This window comes from Exiguobacterium sp. s59 (genome assembly GCF_018617475.1).
Taxonomy (GTDB): Bacteria; Bacillota; Bacilli; order Exiguobacteriales; family Exiguobacteriaceae; genus Exiguobacterium; species Exiguobacterium aestuarii.
On record NZ_JACSKG010000012.1, the window covers coordinates 1 to 23,589 of the forward strand.

Sequence of the window (23,589 nt, forward strand, 5' to 3'; positions counted from 1 at the left end):
TGATGTGTCTTCCTCATCCGATACCCGTGGAGGGGGAGGGAGAATCTGACGGAATCACGAACTTTTGTTCGTCATATCTGTCACAGGGAGAGAAGAGTTTTGGATCGGGCGATTCATTTCCCACCTACGCTGGGCTTCGCCCCGAGACGCTTAGAGGAGGGAGAATTCTCGCCTACTTTTGTTAAAAGGACAACACCCAGTCTTGAAACTGTTGAAAGACTGGAATTTGATTGGCCAGTCCGATCACGAGAAACCAAGCACCGGTATAGAAGAAAGCAGAGATGGTCGTATAGAACGCATACGTACGAAGGTTGAGCGACGTGAACCCGGCAATATAGTGGAGCGGGTGTCGCAGACCCGGAATAAAGTAAGAAATCATAATCGTGCGTGCTCCATACTTTTGATAAAGCGCCTCAGCTCTCTTGAGATAATGAGATTCTCGTTGTCGCACGGGTAAAATACGATGAAGTCCTTTACCGATTAAATAGAACCAGCTGAACGTGAGCGTGAAGAGAATCCAGGTAGAGATAAATAAAAGCCACCCTGGAACAAAAGCGCCTGCGACGGTCAGATGGGTGATCATTAAGACGTCATCAGATAATGGGGTAAACATGATGCCGATGGCGAGCATGCCATAATGTATGATCATTTCCATAATAAATTCACTCCTTACCTTGTCTAGTATTCACTCGCAAGCGTAAGGAGTTTTTAGTATTCTCTTAAGAAATCTTAAGAAGTTCATCAGAATGTGTTGCGATTCACTCGATACACTCAAGCTATCACCAAAGAAAGAAGTGGAATCGAGATGATCCAATCATGGCTCAATCAATATATAAACTACCTGGATAAAGTTAAAGTGATTTCTCCGGAATCAACCTATTTAGCGGAACGAATGACACCGAAAGACGTGTTGAAAGCAGCGAGTGTGATTGTCGAGGTAGAACCGAGAACAACTGGTTGTACCGAAGAAATCATTCGGAAAATGCGAAGAGATGCTATGCTCGTATTAATTGAAACAGACGCGGACATGCTTCATTATTTAACAGATCGCTATGGTGAGTGTGATCGAATCCTCATTGTCGAAGCGGATGCTGTCGACTTGCAGGATGTGTTACAAACACTGAACATTAAAGAAGTGGATGTCCTCGTATCCGGACTCCCATTTATCACATTAGATTCTAAACAAACGGAGAACATTCTACGGGAAATAAAAGCTGTTCTGTCGAAAACGGGTTTGTTTCTAACGATTCAATATACAAAAATGCGAAAGCGGCATTTTCAACATGTGTTTAACCGTGTGTCGATTAAACGAGAATATCGAAACGTACCACCCCTATATTTATTCCATTGCACGATGTAAGGAGGAAGGACATGCGTTCACAACCAGTGATCTGTATCGCTGACGATGATGAAGCGATTCGTGAATTACTTGCGATTTATTTGAAAAATGAAGGATATGAGCTTCGCTTTGCGAGGAATGGACAAGAAGTGCTCGATCTCGTGAAGACAGAGACGATCGACTTGGTCATCCTCGATTTGATGATGCCGGTCATGGATGGAATTGAAGTTTGTATCGAAGTTCGGAAGACACAATTTATGCCAATCTTGATGTTAACAGCAAAAACGAGCGACTTGGATTTGATGCAGGGGATTTCTGTCGGGGCGGACGACTATATCAAAAAACCATTTAATCCACTTGAAGTGACACTTCGTGTCAAATCGTTACTCAGACGATATCGTGATTATGGGGCAGATCGGACCGAAACACAGACCATGCTCACCCATGAGGAAGTCACACTCGACCTCCAGACGCGACAGTGTCGTAAAGGGGAGTCCGTAGTTCGGCTTACACCGAAAGAGTTTGATATCCTCGCCTATTTCATGCGTCATCCAAACCAAGTCCTAACGGTCGAACAGATTTATGAGGCGGTGTGGGGTGAGGCGGCATTTGAGGTCGACAACACAGTGATGGTTCATATCACGAAGATTCGTGAAAAGTTAGAAGACACACCACGAAAACCAACCATAATCAAGACGGTGTGGGGCGTGGGGTATCGGCTATGAAACAAAGGCAATGGGATCGTTTGCTTGTAAAGTTGATTGGCATCATTTTAGTCAACGCATTGATTGCGACGATTGCTTTTCTAATCATGGGTTATTCGATTAGTCTATATTACATCGAAAACGAAACCACACCTGATCCGCTAACAGCCAATTTAGTATTTTTAGGGGTGACGTTCATTGTCATACTGATTTTTATTATTGGATTTTCAGTCATGATGCGAAAAACACTTTGGAAAATCACATATTTATCAAGTGAAATCGAACAGATCGCAAACGGTGATCTTGGTCGTACGGTCAAGGTGGAAGGGCGCGATGAGCTTGCTTCGCTTGGAGGTAGTGTGAATCGAATGTCGAAGCAGTTAAGTGAGTTGTTTGAGAAGGAACGGGCACACGAAGAAGAGAGAAATCAACTGTTCTCTAACCTCTCCCACGATTTGCGTACACCGCTCACGAGCATCAAAGGCTATACCCAACTACTTCAAATGAATCGTGAACTGACACCTGAAGAGAAGGACCATTTTCGTGTCTTAAATGAAAAGACAGATCAGCTTGAACATCTTCTAAATCAGTTGATGGACGTGAACCGACTCTACGCTCCGCATATGCAACTAAAGAAACAGAAACTCAACTTGAGCTTATTGACGACGCAACTCATCCACGAGATGGAGCCATTGTTCAATGAACGGGGGCATCGATTGCATGTGTCGATTCAACCCGATCAATGGATGGAAGCCGATCAAGAACAGCTCATTCGTGTATTTGAGAACCTTTTCTCGAATGCTTGGAAATACGCCAAGCAAACGAGTCCAATCGAGATTAGACTTCAAACGAAAGGACACCAGATTGAATGGTCTATTTCAAATGCAACAACGGTCGAAACGATTCATGCTATCCCTCATCTGTTTGATCGCACATATCGAGTCGATTCTTCGAGAGGGGTCACTCCAGGTGATGGATTGGGTTTATCGATTGCGCGACAAATTATTTTGTTGCATGGCGGGAAGTTGACGGCCGAACCGATAGAAAATCAGGTCATTTGTTTTCGGGTATCGTTCCCGATTGAATCAGATGGCCCATCAAGATCGTATCGAAGTACTGCCCATCAATGAGCTTATCGTCCCGTAATCGACCTTCAACTTTAAAGCCGTAGCGCTCATAGAGTGCTATGGCTTTTTCGTTTGTTTCCATAACGCTCAAATTGATTTTGTGGATACGACTTGTTCGTGCCCAGTCGAGGATATAACGCAAAATAGCTGACCCCAAACCTAGTCCCCAATATGTCTGAAGAATGCCCACTCCAAACTCGACAGTATGAGACTTACGAGCAAGAGAACTCCCTTCACAACGAGCAAACCCGACAAGCTTCCCATCGACTTCGGCTACAAGAAATAAACGATTCGTTGTACTTGAGTCGTGTTCAATTAACTGCCTGAATGACTTCTCATCGAGGATACCTTCCCCAGGTTCGCGGTCTAAATAGTCCGTTTCTTGATCGATTTGCAAACGAACGGAAACAAGGGACTTCGCATCATTTTGTGTAGCGAGACGGATGAGGCAATGTCGTTCGTTTCGTATGTATGAAATAGGGTTCATAATATCCTCCTTTGTCATATCGGTCATAAAAAAAGCACTCGGACAATTGCCCGAAATGCTCATTAGCGCTTGAGTAACAACATCACGCCGGTCACGAATAATGCGATTCCGCTCGCGAGTCTAACTTGTTTGCACGTCACGTTCTTTCACCCCTACATTTCTTCATCGTTTTGCTTTAGCGACACGTTTCGGTGTTTTCGACATTTCTTGATAAATCGAAAGAATCTCATTCCCGTAATTTCCTTTTGGCTGCATGGCCCACTTTCGGTGAAGTGACGGCCAAGTTGTCGCCGAACCTCGTTTTACGAGATGGAAGCGTGGATCGACCTTCGTCATATTCAACGCATCCTTCGAGGCGTATGCCTTTAGATGCTGAATTTGAGCGGTTACGCCTTGGTGTGGGGAACGGAAAAAGTGTCCCTTCACGCCGTTCCCAGTCGTCCCAATCCCCGAGTAGTTATGCTGTTTCGGAAGGACATCGCCGCCATAACGAAAATAGCCCGTCTCTTTCAGTGCTTGTGCGAACGCAACATCACCACGGACGCCTTCTTTAGCACCGATGATGACGAAAAGTTTCGCCAAATCTTCGACAGACGTTTTGGCGAGTCGGACATCACGAGGATTCTTCTTTTTTACGTAATCCGCCATTTGTTGCGGAGTCAAAGCCGATACTCCCATAATAGCACGATTCTGCTTCTTTGGGGCTGCCTCGACGATTGTTCCAGTCGAGCCGAAAGATGAAGTAATCAAAAGAAAAACTATAATTAAGCCAAACCCTTTTTTCATAATATGTACCCTCCTAAACGAATCCTATCCATTGAGAAATAATACCATATATGTATTAAAGTTTAATTTCATATTTACGCATGAAGGGAATGAGAAATTAAAAAGCCGTTCTGAATCTATCGTTCAGAACGGCTTTTCCATATTAATTCGCTTGTTTCAATTCTTCAACAGTTTCTACATTGTCTTCAAAATTACGAACATCGACTCGCTTCACGAAAAAGGCTAAAACAAGCGCCAAGAGGTTCATACCGAGTGCGACGTAGAACGAATATTGAATCCCAGACAAGAGGGCTTGCTGCGTGATGGCACCCATCGAGCTCTCTGTGAGTGTCGCAGGATCGACGCCTGTCATCAATGATTCAGCCTCTGTGCGCGTCACCGAGTTCATAATCGTGACGAGAACTGCCGTGCCGATCGCACCGGATACTTGTTGGGCCGTGTTGTTGATGGCCGTCCCGTGCGGATTGAGGCGAGTCGGTAACTGGTTAAGTCCATTAGTCATAATTGGCATCATAACCATTGACATCCCAAACATACGCAACGTGTACGTCAAGACGATGTACGTATAGGTAGAATCGAGTTGGACGTTTGCGAGCATGTACGTCGATACGGCGGTGATCGTCAATCCGGTAATCGCCAGTAACTTCGGTCCGAATTTATCGAATAGTTTACCCGTGATCGGCGACATGATTCCCATGATGATTGCACCAGGGAGAAGCATGAGCCCTGAATCGAGTGGGGAGATGCCACGAACGCTTTGGACGTAAGCCGGTGTCAAAATCATTCCAGAGAACATCGCGACCGCGTTGACCATCGCAATGACTGACGCGAGTGCGAACATCGGGTGCTTATAGGCACGCAAGTCGAGAAGTGGTTTCTCCATATGAAGTTGGCGGTAGATGAAGGCGATCAACGAAATGGCACCGACGATCATCGTCGCCAAGACGATTGGGTTATCCCAGCCGTCCGAGCTTGCCGAGCTGACACCGTACAAAATCCCACCAAATCCGAGTGTCGATAAGACGAGCGACAAGTAGTCGAGAGACTGATCCTTGTTTTGGACCATGACGTTTTCCGCTTTCCAAACAGCGAGCGCGAGACCGATGATGGCGAGCGGTAAAATCATTTCGAATAGGACGCGCCAGTCATAGTACTCGACGATATAACCGGAAAGTGTCGGTCCGATTGCAGGTGCCGAAATCATAACAAGCCCGAAGATTCCCATCGCCATCCCCCGTTTTTCACGTGGGAAGCTGACGAGCATGACGTTCATGAGGAGTGGCCCCATTGTCGAGGCTCCGACGGCTTGAATCATCCGACCGGTCAACAACCAGCCAAAGTTTGGCGAGAAGGCCGCGATAGCCGTACCGAGCGCGAAGATGCTCATCGAGGTGATGAACAAGCTCCGGTTTGAAAAACGAGTGATTAGATAGGCGGATGCCGGGACGAGCACACCCGTCACGAGCATAAAGCCGGTCGCGAGCCATTGAACGGTCGAGTAGTCAGCGATTTCTAAGTCGACCATGATTGATGGGAGTGCGACGTTCAGTAATGAGTTGTTTAAAAATGCGATGAACGCACCCGCAAAGAGGACCGCCAACATGACGTAAGGCGGTTTCTTTTGGAATTCTGGTTTCATATGGATTGCTCCTTTATTTTCTAAATAGTTATGTGTTGGTAAGTGTCGATGAAATGATTTTATACCCGTTGTATAAATAAAGCAACCATTTTGTACTATTAGTCTAAAATGGTTTTCGGTGCTATAGTAAAGGTACAAACCAGACAGAACGGAGCCATGTAAGAATGAAAGAGAAAAAGAGAAAAGTCGCCGATATTGCCATGTCTCTCTTCATCGAAAATGGGGTACAACACACATCGGTGCAAGAGATCATCGACCGCGCCAATATCTCCAAAGGAACGTTTTACAATTACTTCTCATCGAAGACGGATTGTGTCGCCAGTATCCTCGAGAACTTACGATATGATGCCGGGCAACGCCGGATTGAAATGCAGATGGGACGGGACAAACGAGATCGTGACGTCTTTATCGAACAGATTTCGATTTTGATTCAATTGAATGAAGAACGGAACTTGCACGCGTTGTTTGAATCGATCATGTCGTCGAATGAGAATGAATTGAAGAAACTCGTGCTACAACACCGCATTTATGAAATCGAATGGATTGCGATGCGTTTGACGGAAATCATCGGAGAGTCTGTGAGACCATATTCAATGGAATTGACGGTGCTCTTTAACGGGATGTTGCAACACATCTTGTTCACGAACCGGATTACGAATGCCGCCTACTCTCCTCAAAAAGTCGTGCGGAGTTTATATACGTATGTCGAGTTGATTGCCGCCCGGATGATGGAGACAGGAGAGCACGTCTTGAACCCGGTCACGGTCGAGCAAATGCGTGGAACGACAGATAAGCATCTTGTCACGATTGAAGAATTGATTGAGATGGCTGCTCGTATCGAAGAGCATGTCGAGATGACGGAAGAACAACGAGATTTGTTCGATGCAATCTCACATGAGTTGAAACAAGATCGTCTTCGAAAAATTGTTCTGGAGCAGTTGTTGAAGCCATTCCAACGACTATTCAAAGGTGTGACAGGCGAGACAGAAGTACAAAAGTTCACGAATCTTGTGTGGCTGTATACACGGACACATTAACGACAAAAAATTATTAGATGCAGTAATATAGAAGAAACAAGGAATGGAAAAAAGAATCAAAAAGTTTCCTTGAAAAAGAATTGATTCCTACAAATTCATGCGCTACAATCAAGTTACCGAAAGCGCTTTCGGGAAGAGGAGAATAACATGGGTACGATTTATGATTTAGCAAAAAAAACAGGATTCTCAATCACGACAGTGTCCAAAGCGTTGAACAACTACAAAGACGTGAGTGACAAGACGAGAGCGAAGATTCTTCAAGCCGCTGCTGAGATGGACTACTTGCCGAACGCACATGCCCAGTCGTTATCGACAAAAAAATCGTGGGCGATCGGGGTCATGTTCTCAGAAGCAAACGAAGTCGGGATGAAACACCCGTTCTTCAACGGAATCATCGAAAGTTTTCGTCACGCGACAGAGGAGCAAGGCTACGATTTAATCTTCGCCTCGCGTAACCTGCGCAACCGTGATATGAGTTATCTCGAACACTTCAAACACCGTGCGGTCGACGGCATCGTCGTCATCTGCTCGGATCGAATGGATGAGCAAGTTCAGGAGCTCATGCGAAGTGACATCCCGATCGTCGTCGTCGATATGGACAGCGCCAATTGTAGCGTCGTCTATTCCGATAACATCGAAGGGGCCCGTCTCGCTGTGAATTATCTCCATGAACTCGGTCACCGAAAAATTGCCCACATCGCTGGGGATGAGACGATTGACGCTGGAGCGGCACGGATCAAAGGATATGAACTTGCGATGCAAGAACTGAACCTTCCGATTCAACCAGGCTACCTCGTCAACGCCGGTTTCTTCTCAGTTGAGGAAGGGAAGCAAGCGATGGAACGATTGCTTGAACTTGACGATCGACCGACCGCTGTCTTTGTGGCCGGAGATCAAATGGCAATCGGCGTCATCGAATCGATTCACGAACATGGTCTTCACGTCCCGAATGACATCTCTGTCATCGGATACGACGACATTGAAATGATCCAATACATTACGCCGAAACTGACTACGATTCGCCAAGATACGGATGAAATCGGGGAAGCGGCAGCAGAACTTTTACTTGAACAAATGACCGCGAAAGAGCGACTCACAGAACGTCGCATCATTCCGGTACGCTTAGTAGAACGGGCCTCTTGTGCCCCGGTCAAACAGTGATTTATAGTCAATGATATTTCGAAGTCGCTCTCTTTTCTTCAGTGGATGGAGAGGGGAGCGCGATTTCGAAAGTCATTTTGAGAAAAATCGAAACCGCTTTCGATATTTTATTTCGAACAAACCGAAAGCGCTTTCGACAATTATTTACCTCTTTTTGCAAGCGCTTTCTACTATTACTTATAAAAAGGATGGGAACAACACATGCGTAAACTTGTTAGCTTACTTACAATTGGAGCACTTTCAGTCGGTGTCTTGAGCGCTTGCTCTGACGGCGGCAGCGAAGGATCATCTTCAGAGGGTTCAAAAGATGATGTCCTAAAAATTTGGTCATTCACGGATGAGTTAAAAGAGCCAATCAAAACATTCGAAGAGCGTAACGGCGTTAAAGTCGAATTGACAATCGTACCGACGGCTGACTACGCAACGAAGTTGAAACCAGCTCTCGAGAGTGGCGTCGGCGCACCGGACGTTTTCACGGGTGAAATCGCATTCCTTAAGCAATGGATTGACGCTGGATACTGGGAAAACCTTTCTGAAGAGCCATACAACGCAGAAGAAGTTTCTGGAGACATCGTTCCTTACGTCTTCGACCTCGGAAAAGACAAGGACGGAAACGTTCGTGCCCTTTCATGGCAAACAACTCCAGGTGGGATCTACTACAAACGTAGCATTGCAAAAGAAGCGCTCGGTACAGATGACCCGGCTGAAGTCGGCGAAATGATGAGCTCAATGGACGGACTCTTCGAAGTCGGTGAGAAGCTTAAAGATAAAGGCTATAAACTCTTCCCAGACGAAGGTTCAATCCGTTGGTTCGCACAAGGGGATGACCCACAAGCATGGGTAAACGAAAACAATGAGCTTGTCTTGACTGAAGGGAAACAAAACTACTTCGACTACGCAAAAGAGCTTCGTGAAAATAACCTTACTGCCCTCGCACCAGAATGGTCACCATCTTGGTTCGAAGGAATGGACAAACCGATCAAAGTTAAAGAAGGCGGCAAAGAAACGGAAACAGAAGTCTTCTCTTACGTCCTCCCAACTTGGGGTCTCCACGCTGTCTTGAAAGAGAACGCGAAAGACACTGCTGGTGACTGGGCTGTTACAAGCGGACCGAGCCCGTACTTCTGGGGCGGTACATGGGTCGGAATCTACAAAGACTCTAAACATAAAGAAGAAGCTTATGATTTCATCAAACTCATGACACAAGATGAAGAGTTCTTGACTGAATGGGCGAAAGAAACAGGCGACGTACTTGCCTATAACCCAGTTACAGAAAAAATCAAAACAGACTTCAGCGATGAGTTCCTCGGTGGACAGAACAACTATGAGTTCTTCCTCGGCGAAGCTGAATCAATCAAACCAGGGATTGTTACGAAATACGACCAACAGCTCGACACACTTTACGGAGCGGCGGTTAACTCTTACGTAGAAGGTAAGAAATCGAAAGAAGATGCAATCAAAGAATTCAAGAAACAAGTGAAGAACGCTTACCCAGACATCGTTGTTGACTGACGATGACCAACACGAGGGAGGAAGTTCCTCCCTCGGTTCTTATGGAAGGAGAAATACACGTGAAAAAATTAGATCGTTACGGCTATCTGTTCATCGCCCCGTTCTGGGTTGTTTTCTTGACGTTTAGCATTTATCCGGTTTTCTTGACGCTTTACTATAGCTTCACGAACTACACCGGTAGCCCAGGAGAAGAGATTGTCGGATTTGCGAACTATACACGGTTGTTGACGGACACATACTTCATCGAAGCGTTTTTCAACACCATCAAGATTTGGGGAGTCAACTTCGCCTTGCAGATGGGAATGGCACTTTTATTGGCGCTCTTATTCTCAGATCTTCGTTTGAAGCTAAAAGGATTAAACTTCTTCCGTTCATTCTTCTATCTTCCAAACTTGATCACAATCAGCTCGGTCGCGCTTTTGTTCGGTATTTTGCTCGACTGGCAGCACGGTTCACTCAACATGGTGTTGATGAAAATCGGTTTGATCTCAAATCCGATCGACTGGTTGGCAGAACCAGTGACGGCTCAATTATCCGTCTCACTCATCTTGACATGGATGTGGTTCGGTCACTCCTTTATCATCGTGATGGCTGGTGTCTCAGGAATCTCAACGGATTACTTCGAAGCTGCTCACATCGACGGTGCAAACCGTTGGCAAATGTTTACGAAAGTGACGTTGCCGCTCTTGAAGCCAATCCTTCTCTACATCATGATCACATCGCTCATCGGTGGACTTCAATTGTTCGACCTTCCGATGTTGATTACCGATGGAATTGGTTCACCGGACGGTTCGTTGAATACGATGGTGCTTTACTTGTATAACCAAGCCTTCAAATACAATAACTACGGCTACGCATCTGCGGTCGCTTACGGTTTATTCTTGATCACGCTCATCTTCTCGGCGATCGTCTTCAAAGGTATGTTCCGCAACGAACGCGCAACACAGAAGAAGGGGGCGTAAGCGATGGAACAAAATGCAGAAACACGGCGTATGCTTCCTGATAGCGAAGCGCAGCCAAAACGTAAAGAAGACCGTCCACTCAAAGTGGCGCCACCTAAAAAAGAAAAGTCGAAACATCGTGTTATTCGAGGCTTGATTTATGCAAGCTTGACTATTCTTGCGATCATATGCTTCATCCCGTTCTTGATGATGATCATCAACGCGACTCGGACGAACGGAGAAGTCATATCTGGTTTCACCCTGATCCCTGGTAATGCGTTGCTCGATAACTACGCTACCCTCAGCGAGTACATCAACATCTGGACCGGCTTCAAAAACAGCTTGATTATCTCGGTATCGGTGACTGTCCTCTCTGGATACTTCTCGGCACTCACTGCATACGGATTCACGTTCTACAACTTCAAAGGGAAGAATGCGATGTTCATCTTCATGCTCGTCATGATGATGGTACCGGCACAGCTCGGACTCATCGGATTCTACGAAATCTCGAAGACGCTTGGAATTCTCGATTCGTTCATCCCATTGATCGTTCCAGCGATTGCGACACCGTTCACCGTCTTCTTCATCCGTCAGTACACACAAGCGACGCTTCACATCAGCTTGATTGAAGCGGCACGGATTGACGGTGCGAGCGAATTGCGCATTTTCCATACCATTGCGCTCCCGATGATGATGCCAGCCATTGCGACGATGTCGATCTTCACGTTTATCGGCTCGTGGAACAACTACTTGATGCCACTTGTTCTCTTATTCTCTCCTGAGAAATACACGTTGCCTGTCTTGATGGGCTTCTTGAAAGGATCACAAGTCGCAGAAAACCTTGGCGCGCTTTACCTAGGAATCGCGATCTCGGTCGTACCGATCATGATTGCCTTCTTGTTCCTCTCGAAGTACATCGTCAGCAGTATTTCGGCAGGTGCTGTCAAAGAATAAATATAGAGAAAAGAGGAAAACACTATGCATTTTAAGAAAGACTTCGTATTCGGGACAGCCACGTCCTCGTACCAAATTGAAGGCGCACACAACGAAGGAGGACGTACTCCTTCTATCTGGGATATGTTCTGTGACATCGACGGGCGCGTGTTTGAAAAGCATAACGGCGATGTCGCATGTGACCACTACCATCGTTACGAGGAAGACATTCAGCACATCAAAAAGCTAGGTGTCGACACGTACCGATTTTCCATCGCGTGGCCACGAATCTTCCCTGCCAAGGGAGAGTACAACCCAGAAGGTATGGCGTTCTACAAAAACTTGGCGCTGCGTCTCCGTGAAGAAGGAATCAAACCAGCTGTCACGATTTACCACTGGGACCTTCCGATGTGGGCTCACGATGAAGGTGGCTGGGTCAACCGTGAATCGGTCGACTGGTTCCTCGATTATGCGAAAGTCTGTTTTGAAGAACTTGATGACATCGTCGACTCTTGGATTACCCACAATGAGCCTTGGTGTGCCGGCTTCCTCGGCTACCATGTCGGTGTTCACGCACCGGGTCATCGTGACATGAATGAAGCGGTACGCGCCGTGCACCACATCTTGTTGTCGCACGGAAAAGCGGTCGAATTGTTGAAGCGAGAGATGAAGTCCACGACCCCGATCGGCATCACTCTCAACTTGTCACCGATGTATGCGAAGACGGATTCGGCGAATGACCGCCTTGCGATGAACAATGCCGACGGGTATTCGAATCGCTGGTTCCTCGATCCGGTCTTCAAAGGCCAATATCCGGTCGACATGATGAACCTGTTCTCCAAATATGTGCATAACTTCGATTTCATCCAATCGGGTGATATGGAGACGATCTCGACATCTTGCGATTTCTTCGGCATCAACTTCTATAGCCGTGGTATTGTCGAGTTCAACGCAGCAAATGATTTCTTGAAGGCAGACGCTTACTCGGACTACGAGAAGACGGGCATGGGCTGGGATATCGCCCCGAACGAATTCAAAGACCTGATCCGTCGTTTACGCGCCGAGTATACTGACCTTCCAATCTACATTACAGAGAACGGCGCCGCATTTGACGACGTGCTGGAGAATGGCGAAGTCCATGACGATAACCGGATCGACTACGTCCGCCAGCACCTCGAAGCTGTCTCTGACTTGAACGATGAAGGCATGAACATTCAAGGCTACTACCTCTGGTCACTCATGGATAACTTCGAATGGAGCTTCGGATACGAGAAGCGCTTCGGAATCCTCTATATCGACTTTGAGACGCAAGAGCGCATCTGGAAAGACAGCGCGAAGTGGTATGCCGGTGTCATCGCCGACCATAAGGCCGAACACGCGGATAGCGTCGAGGCGTAACATGTATCCATCCCTGCCGCTACGGGGATGGATTTTTTTGTGTGCAACGCATACAAGGGGGGAATGCATGAAGTAGAGAGGGAAGGAGGGGAGATGGCATTGGATTATAGAACGGAAAAGGAGCGGGAGGAGGATAAAACGTCCTCTCTCATTATGATTTGGTTAATGTGCTGGTTCATCTACGGACTGCTCTATGGATTGGTTTATTTAAACGTTCTCTTTATCGTATTTGTCCTCTTCTCTTCTTTTTTAGGAGTGAAGGGACTGATTGAACGTGATAAACGAATTACACGCGAACGGGAAATACGAAAATTAAATGTCGAGATTGATTCGGAGGAAGGGGAAATGTTGATGAAACGTGAATTTTCGACGTATGAGGTAACGGGATATGACGACCAAGGGAAAATCAAGTTCGTTCATTTGAGAGAAGGGGAATTCGTGTTGCCCGTCGAGATCAATGGGGATGACTTGCGAAAAATCAAAAAGATGATGGAGCTCAATCCGGGTGTGACCGTGATTGTACATGCGGCGATTGACCAAAGGCGGATGCGATTACTGGAGGTCGACGGATACTCGCTCCGAAAAGACGATATGTAAAACGCCAGCACCTCATAAAGGGCTGGCGTTTGTTTATGGAATCAAGAGGATCTTCCCTTGGCTCTTCCGACTTTCTAAAAAGGCGTGGGCTGATGACCCGTCTGATAAGGCGAACGTCGTTGGCGATGGAACGATAAGTGACCCGTCGTCGATCCAACTGAACAATTCGTGTGACCGGCGAATTCGTTCTTCCATTGACGTGAGCACGTTCCATAGGTCCCCACCCGTCAACGTCTTCGAGGTGTCCATGAGCATACGCGGGTCGACCGGTTTTGGGTCGCCACCGGCCATGCCGTAGAAGACAACCGTCCCACCGATGCGAGTTGCTTCGAAACTGTCTTCTAATGTCGAACCGACCGAGTCATAGACGACATCAGCACCACGACCGTCTGTCACGGTACGAATATGTTGAACCCATGCTTCGTCATAGCGATAGGCACGGGCACCATGCGTTTGAATGGTCGAGACTTTTTCGTCTGTCGACGTGAGACCAATGACCTGTCCGCCGAGGCGTTGAATCATCTGCGTCAACAACTGACCGACACCGCCAGCGGCTGCGTGAACAACCGCAACGTCATCAGGTTGAATCCGATAGCTATCGTGAACGAGATAATGAGCCGTCAATCCTTGAAGCATGACCGATGCGGCCGTTTCAAATGAAATGGTGTCTGGGAGGGGAATCGCCTTGTCGAGTGGGACAGCGACGAATTCTGCGTTGGCATGCGGGACATCCGCAAAGGCGATTCGATTTCCGACTTGTAGCGACGTGACGTTCGCTCCGACCGCCTCGATGACGCCTGCCCCTTCATACCCGAGAATGTATGGAGGTTCTCCGACAAGATGATAATTCCCTTTTCGACGATATACATCGGCATAGTTCAGTCCAATTGCTTTCGTGCGGACCAATACTTCATCGACTTGTGGCATCGGTGTCGGGACTTCTTCATACGTTAAGACATCAGGACCGCCAAACTGATGGAAGACGAGTGCCTTCATACTGATCACTTCCTTCGTTAGATTCACTCAAACTATAGCATATGTTGCTTGAATCACTTGTAGAGATGCCCAAGACAAAGCCTGAGTCCAATTTGATGAACTCAGGCTTTCTTCGTCTCGATTTGCTTTCCTGCTTGATAGCCGGCCGCTAAAATGAATAAGATACCTACGATGAAAGGAATGACTGACTGAAAGGCAAGACCTGCTGCAAACGAGGATGAGGCAAATAGCGCGAACATGACGGTGACATTTCTTTTCATCTTACTCCAACTTTCCAATCTTTTCCTACATCATAACAGCCCTCCTCATTGCTGAGAAGGGCTGTCGTTTTTGTTTCAGGCTGATGCTTTGTCTGCTTCTTCTTGTGCTTTCAATTCTTCACCATACGAGACGCGGTCTTGAATGCGAACGAATGGAAGATACACCGCAACGGCCATAGCGATTGTTGCAATTTGTAAGAGGGCAGCACGCCATCCACCGATCAAGAATCCAGAGATGACTGGAGGTGTCGTCCATGGTACTTGAAGCGCGTTGAACGGCTCGACCCAACCCCAAAGGATGGCAAAGTAAACCATGAATGAAGCGATAGCTGGCACGACAACGAATGGGACGAACATGATCGGGTTGAAGACGATTGGCATCCCGAAGATGACCGGCTCATTGATGTTGAAGATACTTGGTGCAAGTGACAACTTCCCAAGCTGCTTCAAGTGTGCCGAACGTGCGACGATCAGTGTCGCGATAATGAAGCCGATTGTAATCCCTGATCCACCAAGTTTCGTGAACACATCGAGGAATTGAATCGTAACGATTTTTGCGTTCTCGCCAGCGACGAGCGTACCACCAGCATCGATGATCGCTTGGTTTTGAAGCGCGTTCGCTGTGAGAAGAGGTCCCATGATTCCCATAAGGATTGCGGCTCCGTGAATTCCACACCACCACATGACAGACATGAGCACCATGATGATGACGGCTCCTGCGAGTGTATCCGTCAAGTTTTGAAGTGGAGCTTGAAGAACATCATAGATGACTTCTGTGAACGTACGCTCTGCAACCGCTTGGAAAATCGCAAACGTCGCAACGGCGAGTGAGATGATTGCCAAACCAGGAACAAGTGCAGAGAATGAGTTCGATACGCCTGGTGGAACACCGTCTGGCATTTTAATGCTGATTCCGCGTTTGATGAACTGCGAGTAGATAAATCCGACTGTCAATCCAACGATGATAGCAGCGAGGACACCTTGTCCACCTGTCCATACTTTTGGAATGACGCCACCAACGAATTCCCCAGATTCAGACAAGACAGAAGCTTGTGTGATGATGAGGAACGAGATGATTCCAAGGATACCAGCTGGTACGCCTTCGATCTTTTCGTTCTTGACGTATGAGTAAGCGATTCCAAAAACACCGATTAAAGCAAGGATGTCAAACGTCGCACCAACGACTTGCGTGAGCGGGAGTGACCAGTCTGCTCCGAATAGACCTGACATGAAGTCAGCCCAACCTGGAATCGGTAACGCCAGGATGAGAAGGAACAACGATCCGATGATTGTCATCGGCATCGTGAGGATGAACCCGTCCTTAATCGCAAGGACGGGCTTGGCGTTCGCAAAGCGAACAAAAGCAGGGGTGAACTTTTCAAATACTCTTTCTAAGCGGCTCATAGGGGAACCTCCTTATAGGTCTTCAGCGCGCGTGGCGATGATCTCTTTATACCAGTGGAACGACTGTTTCTTCTTCCGTGCGAGACCATTGTTGTGGTCGACGTAGATGAACCCGTATTGTTTCTTATAACCATTTAACCAGCTAAGTAGGTCGATTGCAGACCAAGCATAGTAACCGGCAACGTTGATGCCTTGTTGAACAGCGTGTTTTACTGCGCGAAGGTGACCTTCGATGTACTCGATCCGTGGCGTATCCATGATTTCGCCGTCGACGATCGGGTCGACATCACCGAGACCGTTCTCTGTGATATAGATTTTGACGTCGCCGTAACGATCTTTCAACATATGCATGCCATCGAGGAACGCTTCCGGTGAGATTTCCCAATCCCATTTCGTGTACACTTTGTCGTCCATCTTAACTGTCTTGTAGACGCCATCGAACGATGGGTTACCAGGGCGACCTGTCGAGTTCTCACGTCCACCAGCCATGACGAGCGCAGAGTCATTTTTCATGACGCGCTGCGGGCTGTAGTAGTTGAGACCGATAAAGTCATTCATCGGAGCAGTACGTTTCAAGACGTCGAGTTCTTCCTCCGTCATTTCAGGGAGAAGTCCTTGTTCGTTTAAACCGTTCACGACGTACTCCGGATATTCACCTTTTAAAATCGGATCGTAGAACCAATGCGTCGCATAAGCGTTCGCGTGCATTTCAGCAAACTTGTTCTCTTCTGCGTCATCGATACTGAACGCTGGGTTGAACACGTGTGTGATCCCGATTTCGCCAGTGTGACCGTTTTGTTTGAAGAGCTCGACGGCACGGGCGTGAGCGACGAAGACGTTATGCGTCGTTTGGAAATAACCTTTGACGTCGCCTTCGATGCCTGGCGGGTGTGCGCCTGTTAAGTATCCAAGTGAGCAGAAGATGACCGCTTCGTTGAACGTGATCCAGTGGTTCACACGATCACCGAACGATTGGAAGCAAGTATCCGCGAAACGGACGAATGCGTCAACCGTCTCTTTGTTCTTCCAGCCGCCTTTTTCTTCAAGTGCTTGTGGAAGATCCCAATGGTAGAGCGTGACGAATGGGACGATGTCATGTTTCAAACATTCGTCGATCAAGTTGTTATAGAACTCGAGTCCTTTTTCGTTCACTTCACCCGTACCGTTCGGGAAGACACGTGGCCATGAGATCGAGAAGCGATACGATTCGAGTCCCATCTCCGCCATGAGCGCGATGTCTTCTTTATAACGATGGTAATGGTCGACTGCGACGTCGCCGTTTGTGTTTTCAAATGTCTTACCAGGAATTTTCGAGAAGACGTCCCAGTTCGAGAGGCCTTTCCCGTCCTCGTTCCATGCGCCTTCGACCTGGTAAGAGGCCGAAGCAGCGCCGAACAAGAAATCTTTAGGCATTTTCAAAGTAGTCACCTCAGTTTATTTATTTACAAGTTTCAATGAGTGGTCTAATACTTTCGCACCGTTCATCATGCCGTAGTCGACTGTGTTGATGACGTCGATTGGAACACCTTTTGGTTCACAGATTTGCTTTCCTTTTGAAAGGAGGTACTTCACTTGTGGTCCGAGAAGTGCAACGTCGATGTTGTCAACGTAAGTTTCCATCTCTGATTCTGGATAAGCTGCGATTTCAGCTTCGATGCCACGTTCAGAGGCAACCGCTTTCATTTTTTCTACTAACATACTTGTTGACATTCCTGCCGCACAGAAGAGTCCGATTTTAATCATTTTTGATCCATTCCTTTCAATTCGTTGATTTCGTTTTGCATGTTCATCATATATCCAAGCATTTCTTTGACGAGAATCGTGTTCATCAAGTGATCTTGCGCGTGCACCATGAGGACACCGACCGTTGCCGATTTACCTTGTGCTTCGAGCGTCACGAATTTCGTTTGAATCGCATGTGCTTCTTTTAATGTCGCTTCACCAGCAACGACTGCTGCCTCTGCTTCTTCTTTTTTTCCTTCTTGCATGAGGAGCATCGCTTGATGGTAGCTCGCTTTGGCGTCACCCGAGAGGGCGATGAGACCGAAAATATCTTCCGGTGAGATTTCAATTGTTTCCGAAACCATAATATCTCTCCTTTTTGTATGGATAAATGGAATTCATAGGTACAAATTATTTTCTACATGTTGATAGTAGCACGAAAGCGTTTTCGTGTAAACCCTTACTTTTTAGAAAATGGCATAAAAAAATGCGCGCGAGAAAAGCATCTCTCGGGCGCGTTTAGGACTTGATGTTCGAGACTTTGAGCATTTTGACATGTTTAAAATGATGGGTGGAACGAGAGACGTCGAAGATTTGTCCGTTTGTTAAGTAAACGGTGTTATCGACAATCAAAGCAGGGTCGTTCTCTTTCAGGTCGAGCAGGCTAGCTGAGTCTGCATCGAGGAAATCCGCATAAATGACACGATCAGCAAATCCGATGGCGAGCTTTTGATCGTTTCGTAAATACGTATAGATCGACTTTTGAACGATGTTTTCGTCTAAGTAGATAACGAGCTCTTTTCGGAAGTACGAATCCTCTACCGAGAACGGATGATCATCGACGAGACGTAGCCGTTTCACGAAATAGACGGGTGTACCAATTGGGCACTTCATCCGCTCCGCGACTTCATCGTTCGCGACCGTCTGTTCGAAATGTAAGACGCGCGTCTCGACTTTCCGACCACTGAAGTCACTCGTGAGACCTTGGAGTTTTTCAAGATTGATGTAATCGCTATTGTAGTGGTCGCGGACGAAGACGCCACTCCCTTGAACTTGATAGACATATCCTTTGTTGACGAGAATTTCGATCGCTTTTCGGACCGTGTTGCGGCTGACACCGTATTTATTGGCGTACTCATCCTCGGTCAATAGTTTATTCGTATGTTGGTAGACATGATTGACAATGTCTGATTCAATCTGACTCGCAACTTGCTTGTACTTCGGAGACATACAGTTCTACACCTTTCACAAAAAATTTGTAGGAATGAATTTGCTACCAGTATAGCAGATAACCTTTGTAAGCGGATACGTTTCATTTATCAATTGTTGAAAAAAGTCGAACGAATCATTGAGGGAATATTCGGAAAATGTGAAACAATGAAGGGTGAGATTACGTATATAAGAGAAATGCACGCTAGAGAAAGGATGTGTTTGATTTGACTGAGACACATTGGTATACGGAAGAAACAGCATGGCGGAAGTCACATCTTCGGGTCGGTTACGTACTGCTGACGTTTATTGTGGTCGCCATTGTCCTATCGTTCTTTGGTCGTTATGTCTGGTTGACCGTTCCATTTCTCTTGATTGGAATCGCCATGATTGGGTTAGACGTGAAGAAGTATCGGATGCGTCGTACGCATATGAATGATCGAAATGTAGTGCAATTACTGAAGTGGAACCTACTTTATGACTTGATCAGTTCAGGTGTGCTTGTCTCCCTGGTTTCAGCTCTTCTCATCTTTCAATATGACAGTTTGGCGTTAGCGATTGGACTGCTTGTATGGGGAGCGGTGAGCGATCAGGTGTCGCGCATGTTTCAAAAGAAACTAAAGGAACATGCCCCGCTATTACATCAGTTGGATCAGGAACGGCAAAAATGATGAATGAACGCATGACGCAAGAGAAGGCATGGAAACGTTTATTCGACCAATGGATTTTCGGCCTGTTTGGAACATTTGTGGTACTGATGTTACCGATTAGCTTATTGACCGATGAGCTCACATGGGGCGTGCTGTATATCGCCTGTGCACTCATTCCATTGAACATCTTATATGTGAAGCGTTATCAGATGCGTTTGGGGTTTCAACCAAAGTTGAAAGGGTTGTATCGTCGTCAGCTTGCTCGGGACGTGATTAATAGTGTTGCCTGTTTTCTCGCATTGAATGATCAACTATTGTTCACGTCTAACGTAGCGTACATTTATGTGACGGTGTTCATCGGTAGCGCGATACTATGGACGTTGAACGTGAACAAACAAACGAAACGACAAGACGAAGGGTATGTGAAAATAGACAAGGAGGCGATATAGATGGAACAAGATGTAAAGTGGATGCAACGGATGCGCCGTTATGCCGTACCCATCTTGATTCTGTATGTCACGGCCGTCATTGTCGCCCTCTTGTTAGAGAAAATATGGTTGATTCCTATTATGGTGTCGGTCTCTGTACTCATCGTCGTGACGGGTTTTCAAGAGATGCGCATCATGTGGCGAATGACAAAACATCCAAAAGCGCATCGAATCCTCATTATTCAATACGTATTCGAATGGATGGACGCGATTTTGTTGACGACACTCATGGTGACCCTGCTGACAGCAGAAGAATTTGGTCTCATGATTGGTCTCTTTTTTGGAATATGGGGAGTACTCAGTCCGATTCGCCAGAAGTGGTTTACGAAACAACTCCAACATATTGAACCAGAGCTACCGACGTACGAGGAAGTGATAGAAGGGAGAGGTGACGTATGGAATTATCACCAAAAGTAAAATCACAAATCGATACGATTTTAAAAGTAGACCGCTGGACCGGATGGGGTGTCGGAATCATCGGCATCGGGCTTGTTGTCAGTTTTTTGATTTACGCCTCGTATTGGACACTCTCAGATGGGGTCGTCACGGGAGCATTATATGCGGTGCTCGCTGTCGTGTTGACAGGTATTTTTGTTCGATATCAGATGTGGCTGCGTTTCGTGAAGAATCAAACGGCACGTAACCTCTTATCGTTCAAAATGATGGCACACACGCTCGCCTTGACCGGTGTCGGGATTTACGGACTTTTTTACTTCACGAGTGAAACGACAGGTCCACAATCATTCCGTGTGTTCCTCCTTTCGCAGCTGACGTTTTTCGGGATTGAATACTTGGCGAAACGGTTCGACCGCGTTATTCAGTCCTATGATGAGAACTATTTGACGGATAAAGATTTGAAAGAGATTCGTGAGGTCCGTGAATACGAGAAGGAGCAACGTCGTGAACAAACGTGATCAAATGAGAGAGCTCGCCAGTGTTGAGTCTGAGAAGAATGGAGTCTTCACTTTTCTGTCGTGGATGATCTGTATTTCGCTGTTTGTTGCGACTGAAAAAGGATGGGTGTCAGCAGAAACTGTTCTTTTGATTGGTCAATTTGCAGGCCTATTTGCGATTAAGAAATCTTGGAAGAAAGAAACGATTCAATTGAAATATTTAACGAATCGAGACGCCAAACGTCACATACACTTGATGTCGATTTTTAATTTTTTGACGTTCCCGGTTTTGCTAATCCTCATGTTCGGATGGATCACGAAACAAATTGAGACACCTTACTTTATCGGATTGATGGTCACTGGAGGTGTCATATCAGTCATCGGACATAAATGGTATGAGCGATATATGGTTCGTCTTGATGAGAACTATGTCACGGAACGAGAGTTAAAGGAAGAACAGAAGTGGGGGAGCGCGTGACTCACTCTAGAAAGTAGGAATATGAAGTGAGGATTGCGACATATAACATTTGGAACAATGAAACGTTATGGCAAGAGCGAATCGAAGCGGTTTGCCAAGAAGTAAAACGAATCGACGCGGATGTGATTGCCCTGCAAGAAGTTCGCTCTGATGAACAGGGCAGTGTAGCTCATGACATTGCTGAACAAACAAGGTATCCGTTCTGCGTTTTTCATCCTTACCCTGACTCACCAGACGAAGGACTCGCTTTTTTGAGTAAAGTTCCCTTGTCTTCAGTTGAAGCGATTTGGGAAGAAGATGTTGAAGAGTCAAACTTTTGTGCGACACGAGTGACGCTTGGACGGGGAAGCCAGGAATGGGGCATCACCAACGTCCATCTGAACTGGCGCTCTCCTTCGATTCGAGAACGTCAGATGAGAGCGGTTCAAAACTGGTTAAGCAAAGGACGCCAGAAGTCGATCGAAGTGTTGTGTGGAGATTTCAATGATCATCCGCAATCCATTATCTATCATGACTTATCGGATGCAGGGTGGCGGGACGTGACGGCGTCTGTTGCGGAAGAGCCACTGCCGACGCTAGACGTAAAACAGAATCCATACTTACAATCTTCTCATCTTACGCAGCCTGAACGATACGATTGGATTCTGATCCGTTCCGAGTGGAAAGATGTTGAGATCCAGGATGTCAACGTGTTCGGGGACATGCAAACGGGTACCGACATTGTACCGAGTGATCATTACGGAGTGGTCGTCGATGTCATCGTGAACTAAAAGGAGGATGTGCTGCGGCGCATCCTCCTAATTATTTGAACAACCGAGCGATGAACCCCGCACATGCCAAGAACGGTATGACGAAAAGGAGCCCGAGCCATTGATCTCGCCAGACGACAAACCAGAAAGCGGCTTGTAGACAGAGGATGGCAACTGCGGCAAAGATCACGAATAAAAATGCTTTCTTACGTGTGGAGCGGTCGTCCCACCAGTCTTTGAAGTAAGGAAAACTGCATAAGAATGCCATGGCCATGAAAAAAATCGCAGGAAACAACATGACGTCTCCTAACGTGCTATTCCCTTCAAATTCGAGCCACCTGGATAAGACGGATAACAGTATGCCGATCAATAGGAAGATGCCACCCATGTGTTTCCCCTCATTTCTTTACTCGTTACTTGTATCATGCCCGTTCTATCCCCACTCGAAAACCTGATGCACAGATGGCTTTTTAGTGAAAGTGGTGACTTTTACATGAACGGTAAAAAAGTATTAAACGACTATTTTTACGATTCCACTATCCAACACATCTTGTACTCGATAGCATGAAAGCGTATCTGGAGAAACGGCTGGATATGAGATAAAAGCGCCAGAACTCTGCGGAGTTGACGAGGACGAAGGTGATCGAGGAATTCGGCGGATGCCTTCCAGTCGCGTGTCACGACTGAGAGAGTCTCGATAAAACGCTCGGGCGACCGGACGGACAAAGCGAGACTTGATGACATCACTCTAAAAAGCCCGTTTCCTTTTTCGAGAAATCGAAGAATAGAGGAGATTTGTTTATGTGTGGAATCGTAGGGATGATCGGACAAGTTGGAACGAAAGAGATTTTATTGAAAGGACTTGAAAAGCTCGAGTACCGTGGTTATGACTCGGCAGGGATTGCCTTGGTCGGTGATGACGTTCGTATATTCAAAGAAGTTGGACGAATCCAAGCACTCCGTGACATCGTATCCGCCGACGCAGAAGGAACGATTGGAATCGGCCACACACGTTGGGCGACACACGGGGTACCGAGCGTACCGAACGCCCACCCGCACCAAAGTACGACAGGACGCTT

28 protein-coding genes and 1 pseudogene are annotated in these 23,589 nt (G+C 46.7%); 17 read left to right on the forward strand and 12 right to left on the reverse strand.

The window, feature by feature from the left end:
- Positions 1-181 precede the first annotated feature (181 nt).
- Positions 182-655 carry a DedA family protein gene (locus KNO91_RS14925; protein ID WP_214818675.1) on the reverse strand — a complete coding sequence of 158 codons (474 nt, stop codon included), beginning with the start codon at positions 653-655 and terminating at the stop codon, positions 182-184.
- A 150-nt stretch (positions 656-805) separates the two neighbouring features.
- On the opposite strand from KNO91_RS14925, the gene KNO91_RS14930 reads away from it, so the two are divergent.
- From KNO91_RS14930 to KNO91_RS14940, 3 genes are read left to right on the forward strand one after another with little or no spacing between them, the layout of a single operon-like run.
- The gene (locus tag KNO91_RS14930; protein WP_214818677.1) at positions 806-1,360 is read left to right on the forward strand and encodes a class I SAM-dependent methyltransferase; all 555 of its coding nucleotides are present in this window, start codon (positions 806-808) and stop codon (positions 1,358-1,360) included.
- Between the two features lie 11 nt (positions 1,361-1,371).
- Positions 1,372-2,064 (forward strand): response regulator transcription factor, encoded by a 693-nt coding sequence (locus KNO91_RS14935; RefSeq protein ID WP_214818679.1) that lies wholly within the window; start codon positions 1,372-1,374, stop codon positions 2,062-2,064.
- Entirely contained in the window at positions 2,061-3,173 is a 1,113-nt protein-coding gene (locus KNO91_RS14940) for a HAMP domain-containing sensor histidine kinase (protein WP_214818681.1), read from the forward strand. The genes KNO91_RS14935 and KNO91_RS14940 overlap by 4 nt, the downstream gene beginning before the upstream one ends.
- On the opposite strand, the gene KNO91_RS14945 is transcribed toward KNO91_RS14940, so the two are convergent.
- The 3 genes from KNO91_RS14945 to KNO91_RS14955 all read right to left on the reverse strand — a co-directional run bounded on the left by KNO91_RS14945 (position 3,097) and on the right by KNO91_RS14955 (position 6,082).
- On the reverse strand, positions 3,097-3,657 hold the full coding sequence (locus KNO91_RS14945; protein WP_251126679.1) for a GNAT family N-acetyltransferase: 561 nt from the start codon (positions 3,655-3,657) through the stop codon (positions 3,097-3,099). The two genes, KNO91_RS14940 and KNO91_RS14945, sit on opposite strands and share 77 nt — an antisense overlap.
- A 162-nt stretch (positions 3,658-3,819) precedes the next feature.
- Complete coding sequence (locus KNO91_RS14950; protein WP_214814692.1) at positions 3,820-4,443, reverse strand: glucosaminidase domain-containing protein; 624 nt, start codon at positions 4,441-4,443, stop codon at positions 3,820-3,822.
- A gap of 142 nt (positions 4,444-4,585) precedes the next feature.
- Positions 4,586-6,082 carry a DHA2 family efflux MFS transporter permease subunit gene (locus tag KNO91_RS14955; RefSeq protein ID WP_214814690.1) on the reverse strand — a complete coding sequence of 499 codons (1,497 nt, stop codon included), beginning with the start codon at positions 6,080-6,082 and terminating at the stop codon, positions 4,586-4,588.
- 164 nt (positions 6,083-6,246) lie between these two features.
- On the opposite strand from KNO91_RS14955, the gene KNO91_RS14960 reads away from it, so the two are divergent.
- The 7 genes from KNO91_RS14960 to KNO91_RS14990 all read left to right on the forward strand — a co-directional run bounded on the left by KNO91_RS14960 (position 6,247) and on the right by KNO91_RS14990 (position 13,661).
- Positions 6,247-7,119, forward strand: coding sequence for a TetR/AcrR family transcriptional regulator (locus KNO91_RS14960; protein ID WP_214818686.1), 873 nt, complete (start codon positions 6,247-6,249; stop codon positions 7,117-7,119).
- A gap of 147 nt (positions 7,120-7,266) precedes the next feature.
- Positions 7,267-8,280 carry a LacI family DNA-binding transcriptional regulator gene (locus KNO91_RS14965; RefSeq protein WP_214818688.1) on the forward strand — a complete coding sequence of 338 codons (1,014 nt, stop codon included), beginning with the start codon at positions 7,267-7,269 and terminating at the stop codon, positions 8,278-8,280.
- 201 nt (positions 8,281-8,481) lie between these two features.
- Entirely contained in the window at positions 8,482-9,792 is a 1,311-nt protein-coding gene (locus KNO91_RS14970; protein ID WP_214818690.1) for an ABC transporter substrate-binding protein, read from the forward strand.
- Between the two features lie 59 nt (positions 9,793-9,851).
- Positions 9,852-10,754 (forward strand): carbohydrate ABC transporter permease, encoded by a 903-nt coding sequence (locus tag KNO91_RS14975; RefSeq protein ID WP_214696921.1) that lies wholly within the window; start codon positions 9,852-9,854, stop codon positions 10,752-10,754.
- Positions 10,755-10,757: 3 nt separating this feature from the next.
- The gene (locus KNO91_RS14980; RefSeq protein ID WP_214814683.1) at positions 10,758-11,687 is read left to right on the forward strand and encodes a carbohydrate ABC transporter permease; all 930 of its coding nucleotides are present in this window, start codon (positions 10,758-10,760) and stop codon (positions 11,685-11,687) included.
- 24 nt (positions 11,688-11,711) lie between these two features.
- Positions 11,712-13,064 carry a GH1 family beta-glucosidase gene (locus tag KNO91_RS14985; protein ID WP_214814682.1) on the forward strand — a complete coding sequence of 451 codons (1,353 nt, stop codon included), beginning with the start codon at positions 11,712-11,714 and terminating at the stop codon, positions 13,062-13,064.
- A gap of 153 nt (positions 13,065-13,217) precedes the next feature.
- Positions 13,218-13,661: a hypothetical protein gene (locus KNO91_RS14990; protein WP_214818691.1), complete on the forward strand. Its 444-nt coding sequence runs from the start codon at positions 13,218-13,220 to the stop codon at positions 13,659-13,661.
- A gap of 33 nt (positions 13,662-13,694) precedes the next feature.
- Here the strand turns inward: KNO91_RS14990 and KNO91_RS14995 are convergent, their stop codons facing one another.
- The 7 genes from KNO91_RS14995 to KNO91_RS15025 all read right to left on the reverse strand — a co-directional run bounded on the left by KNO91_RS14995 (position 13,695) and on the right by KNO91_RS15025 (position 19,273).
- Positions 13,695-14,657, reverse strand: coding sequence for a quinone oxidoreductase family protein (locus tag KNO91_RS14995; protein ID WP_214814680.1), 963 nt, complete (start codon positions 14,655-14,657; stop codon positions 13,695-13,697).
- A 101-nt stretch (positions 14,658-14,758) separates the two neighbouring features.
- Positions 14,759-14,917, reverse strand: a complete 159-nt coding sequence (locus KNO91_RS15000) for a hypothetical protein (RefSeq protein ID WP_214814679.1) — start codon at positions 14,915-14,917, stop codon at positions 14,759-14,761.
- Positions 14,918-14,992: 75 nt separating this feature from the next.
- Positions 14,993-16,321: a PTS sugar transporter subunit IIC gene (locus KNO91_RS15005; protein WP_214696903.1), complete on the reverse strand. Its 1,329-nt coding sequence runs from the start codon at positions 16,319-16,321 to the stop codon at positions 14,993-14,995.
- Between the two features lie 12 nt (positions 16,322-16,333).
- Positions 16,334-17,740 carry a GH1 family beta-glucosidase gene (locus KNO91_RS15010; protein ID WP_214696901.1) on the reverse strand — a complete coding sequence of 469 codons (1,407 nt, stop codon included), beginning with the start codon at positions 17,738-17,740 and terminating at the stop codon, positions 16,334-16,336.
- A gap of 15 nt (positions 17,741-17,755) precedes the next feature.
- Positions 17,756-18,064: a PTS sugar transporter subunit IIB gene (locus KNO91_RS15015; RefSeq protein ID WP_015880671.1), complete on the reverse strand. Its 309-nt coding sequence runs from the start codon at positions 18,062-18,064 to the stop codon at positions 17,756-17,758.
- Positions 18,061-18,408 (reverse strand): PTS lactose/cellobiose transporter subunit IIA, encoded by a 348-nt coding sequence (locus KNO91_RS15020; RefSeq protein WP_214818692.1) that lies wholly within the window; start codon positions 18,406-18,408, stop codon positions 18,061-18,063. Before KNO91_RS15020 ends, KNO91_RS15015 begins: the two co-directional genes overlap by 4 nt.
- Positions 18,409-18,562: 154 nt before the next feature.
- On the reverse strand, positions 18,563-19,273 hold the full coding sequence (locus KNO91_RS15025; RefSeq protein ID WP_214814677.1) for a GntR family transcriptional regulator: 711 nt from the start codon (positions 19,271-19,273) through the stop codon (positions 18,563-18,565).
- A gap of 206 nt (positions 19,274-19,479) precedes the next feature.
- Between KNO91_RS15025 and KNO91_RS15030 the strand changes: the two genes are divergently transcribed.
- From KNO91_RS15030 to KNO91_RS15055, 6 genes are read left to right on the forward strand one after another with little or no spacing between them, the layout of a single operon-like run.
- Positions 19,480-19,923 (forward strand): hypothetical protein, encoded by a 444-nt coding sequence (locus KNO91_RS15030; RefSeq protein WP_214818693.1) that lies wholly within the window; start codon positions 19,480-19,482, stop codon positions 19,921-19,923.
- Positions 19,923-20,351 (forward strand): hypothetical protein, encoded by a 429-nt coding sequence (locus tag KNO91_RS15035; protein WP_214818694.1) that lies wholly within the window; start codon positions 19,923-19,925, stop codon positions 20,349-20,351. The genes KNO91_RS15030 and KNO91_RS15035 overlap by 1 nt, the downstream gene beginning before the upstream one ends.
- Positions 20,352-20,807 carry a hypothetical protein gene (locus KNO91_RS15040; protein ID WP_214818695.1) on the forward strand — a complete coding sequence of 152 codons (456 nt, stop codon included), beginning with the start codon at positions 20,352-20,354 and terminating at the stop codon, positions 20,805-20,807.
- Complete coding sequence (locus KNO91_RS15045) at positions 20,786-21,304, forward strand: hypothetical protein (RefSeq protein ID WP_214818696.1); 519 nt, start codon at positions 20,786-20,788, stop codon at positions 21,302-21,304. The genes KNO91_RS15040 and KNO91_RS15045 overlap by 22 nt, the downstream gene beginning before the upstream one ends.
- Complete coding sequence (locus KNO91_RS15050) at positions 21,291-21,761, forward strand: hypothetical protein (RefSeq protein WP_214814672.1); 471 nt, start codon at positions 21,291-21,293, stop codon at positions 21,759-21,761. Before KNO91_RS15045 ends, KNO91_RS15050 begins: the two co-directional genes overlap by 14 nt.
- Positions 21,762-21,787: 26 nt before the next feature.
- Complete coding sequence (locus tag KNO91_RS15055) at positions 21,788-22,531, forward strand: endonuclease/exonuclease/phosphatase family protein (protein WP_214818698.1); 744 nt, start codon at positions 21,788-21,790, stop codon at positions 22,529-22,531.
- A gap of 31 nt (positions 22,532-22,562) precedes the next feature.
- On the opposite strand, the gene KNO91_RS15060 is transcribed toward KNO91_RS15055, so the two are convergent.
- Positions 22,563-22,898, reverse strand: a complete 336-nt coding sequence (locus KNO91_RS15060; RefSeq protein WP_214790981.1) for a hypothetical protein — start codon at positions 22,896-22,898, stop codon at positions 22,563-22,565.
- A 413-nt stretch (positions 22,899-23,311) separates the two neighbouring features.
- Between KNO91_RS15060 and KNO91_RS15065 the strand changes: the two are divergent.
- Positions 23,312-23,589 (forward strand): annotated as a pseudogene (locus tag KNO91_RS15065) (glutamine--fructose-6-phosphate transaminase (isomerizing)); the annotation flags it as partial.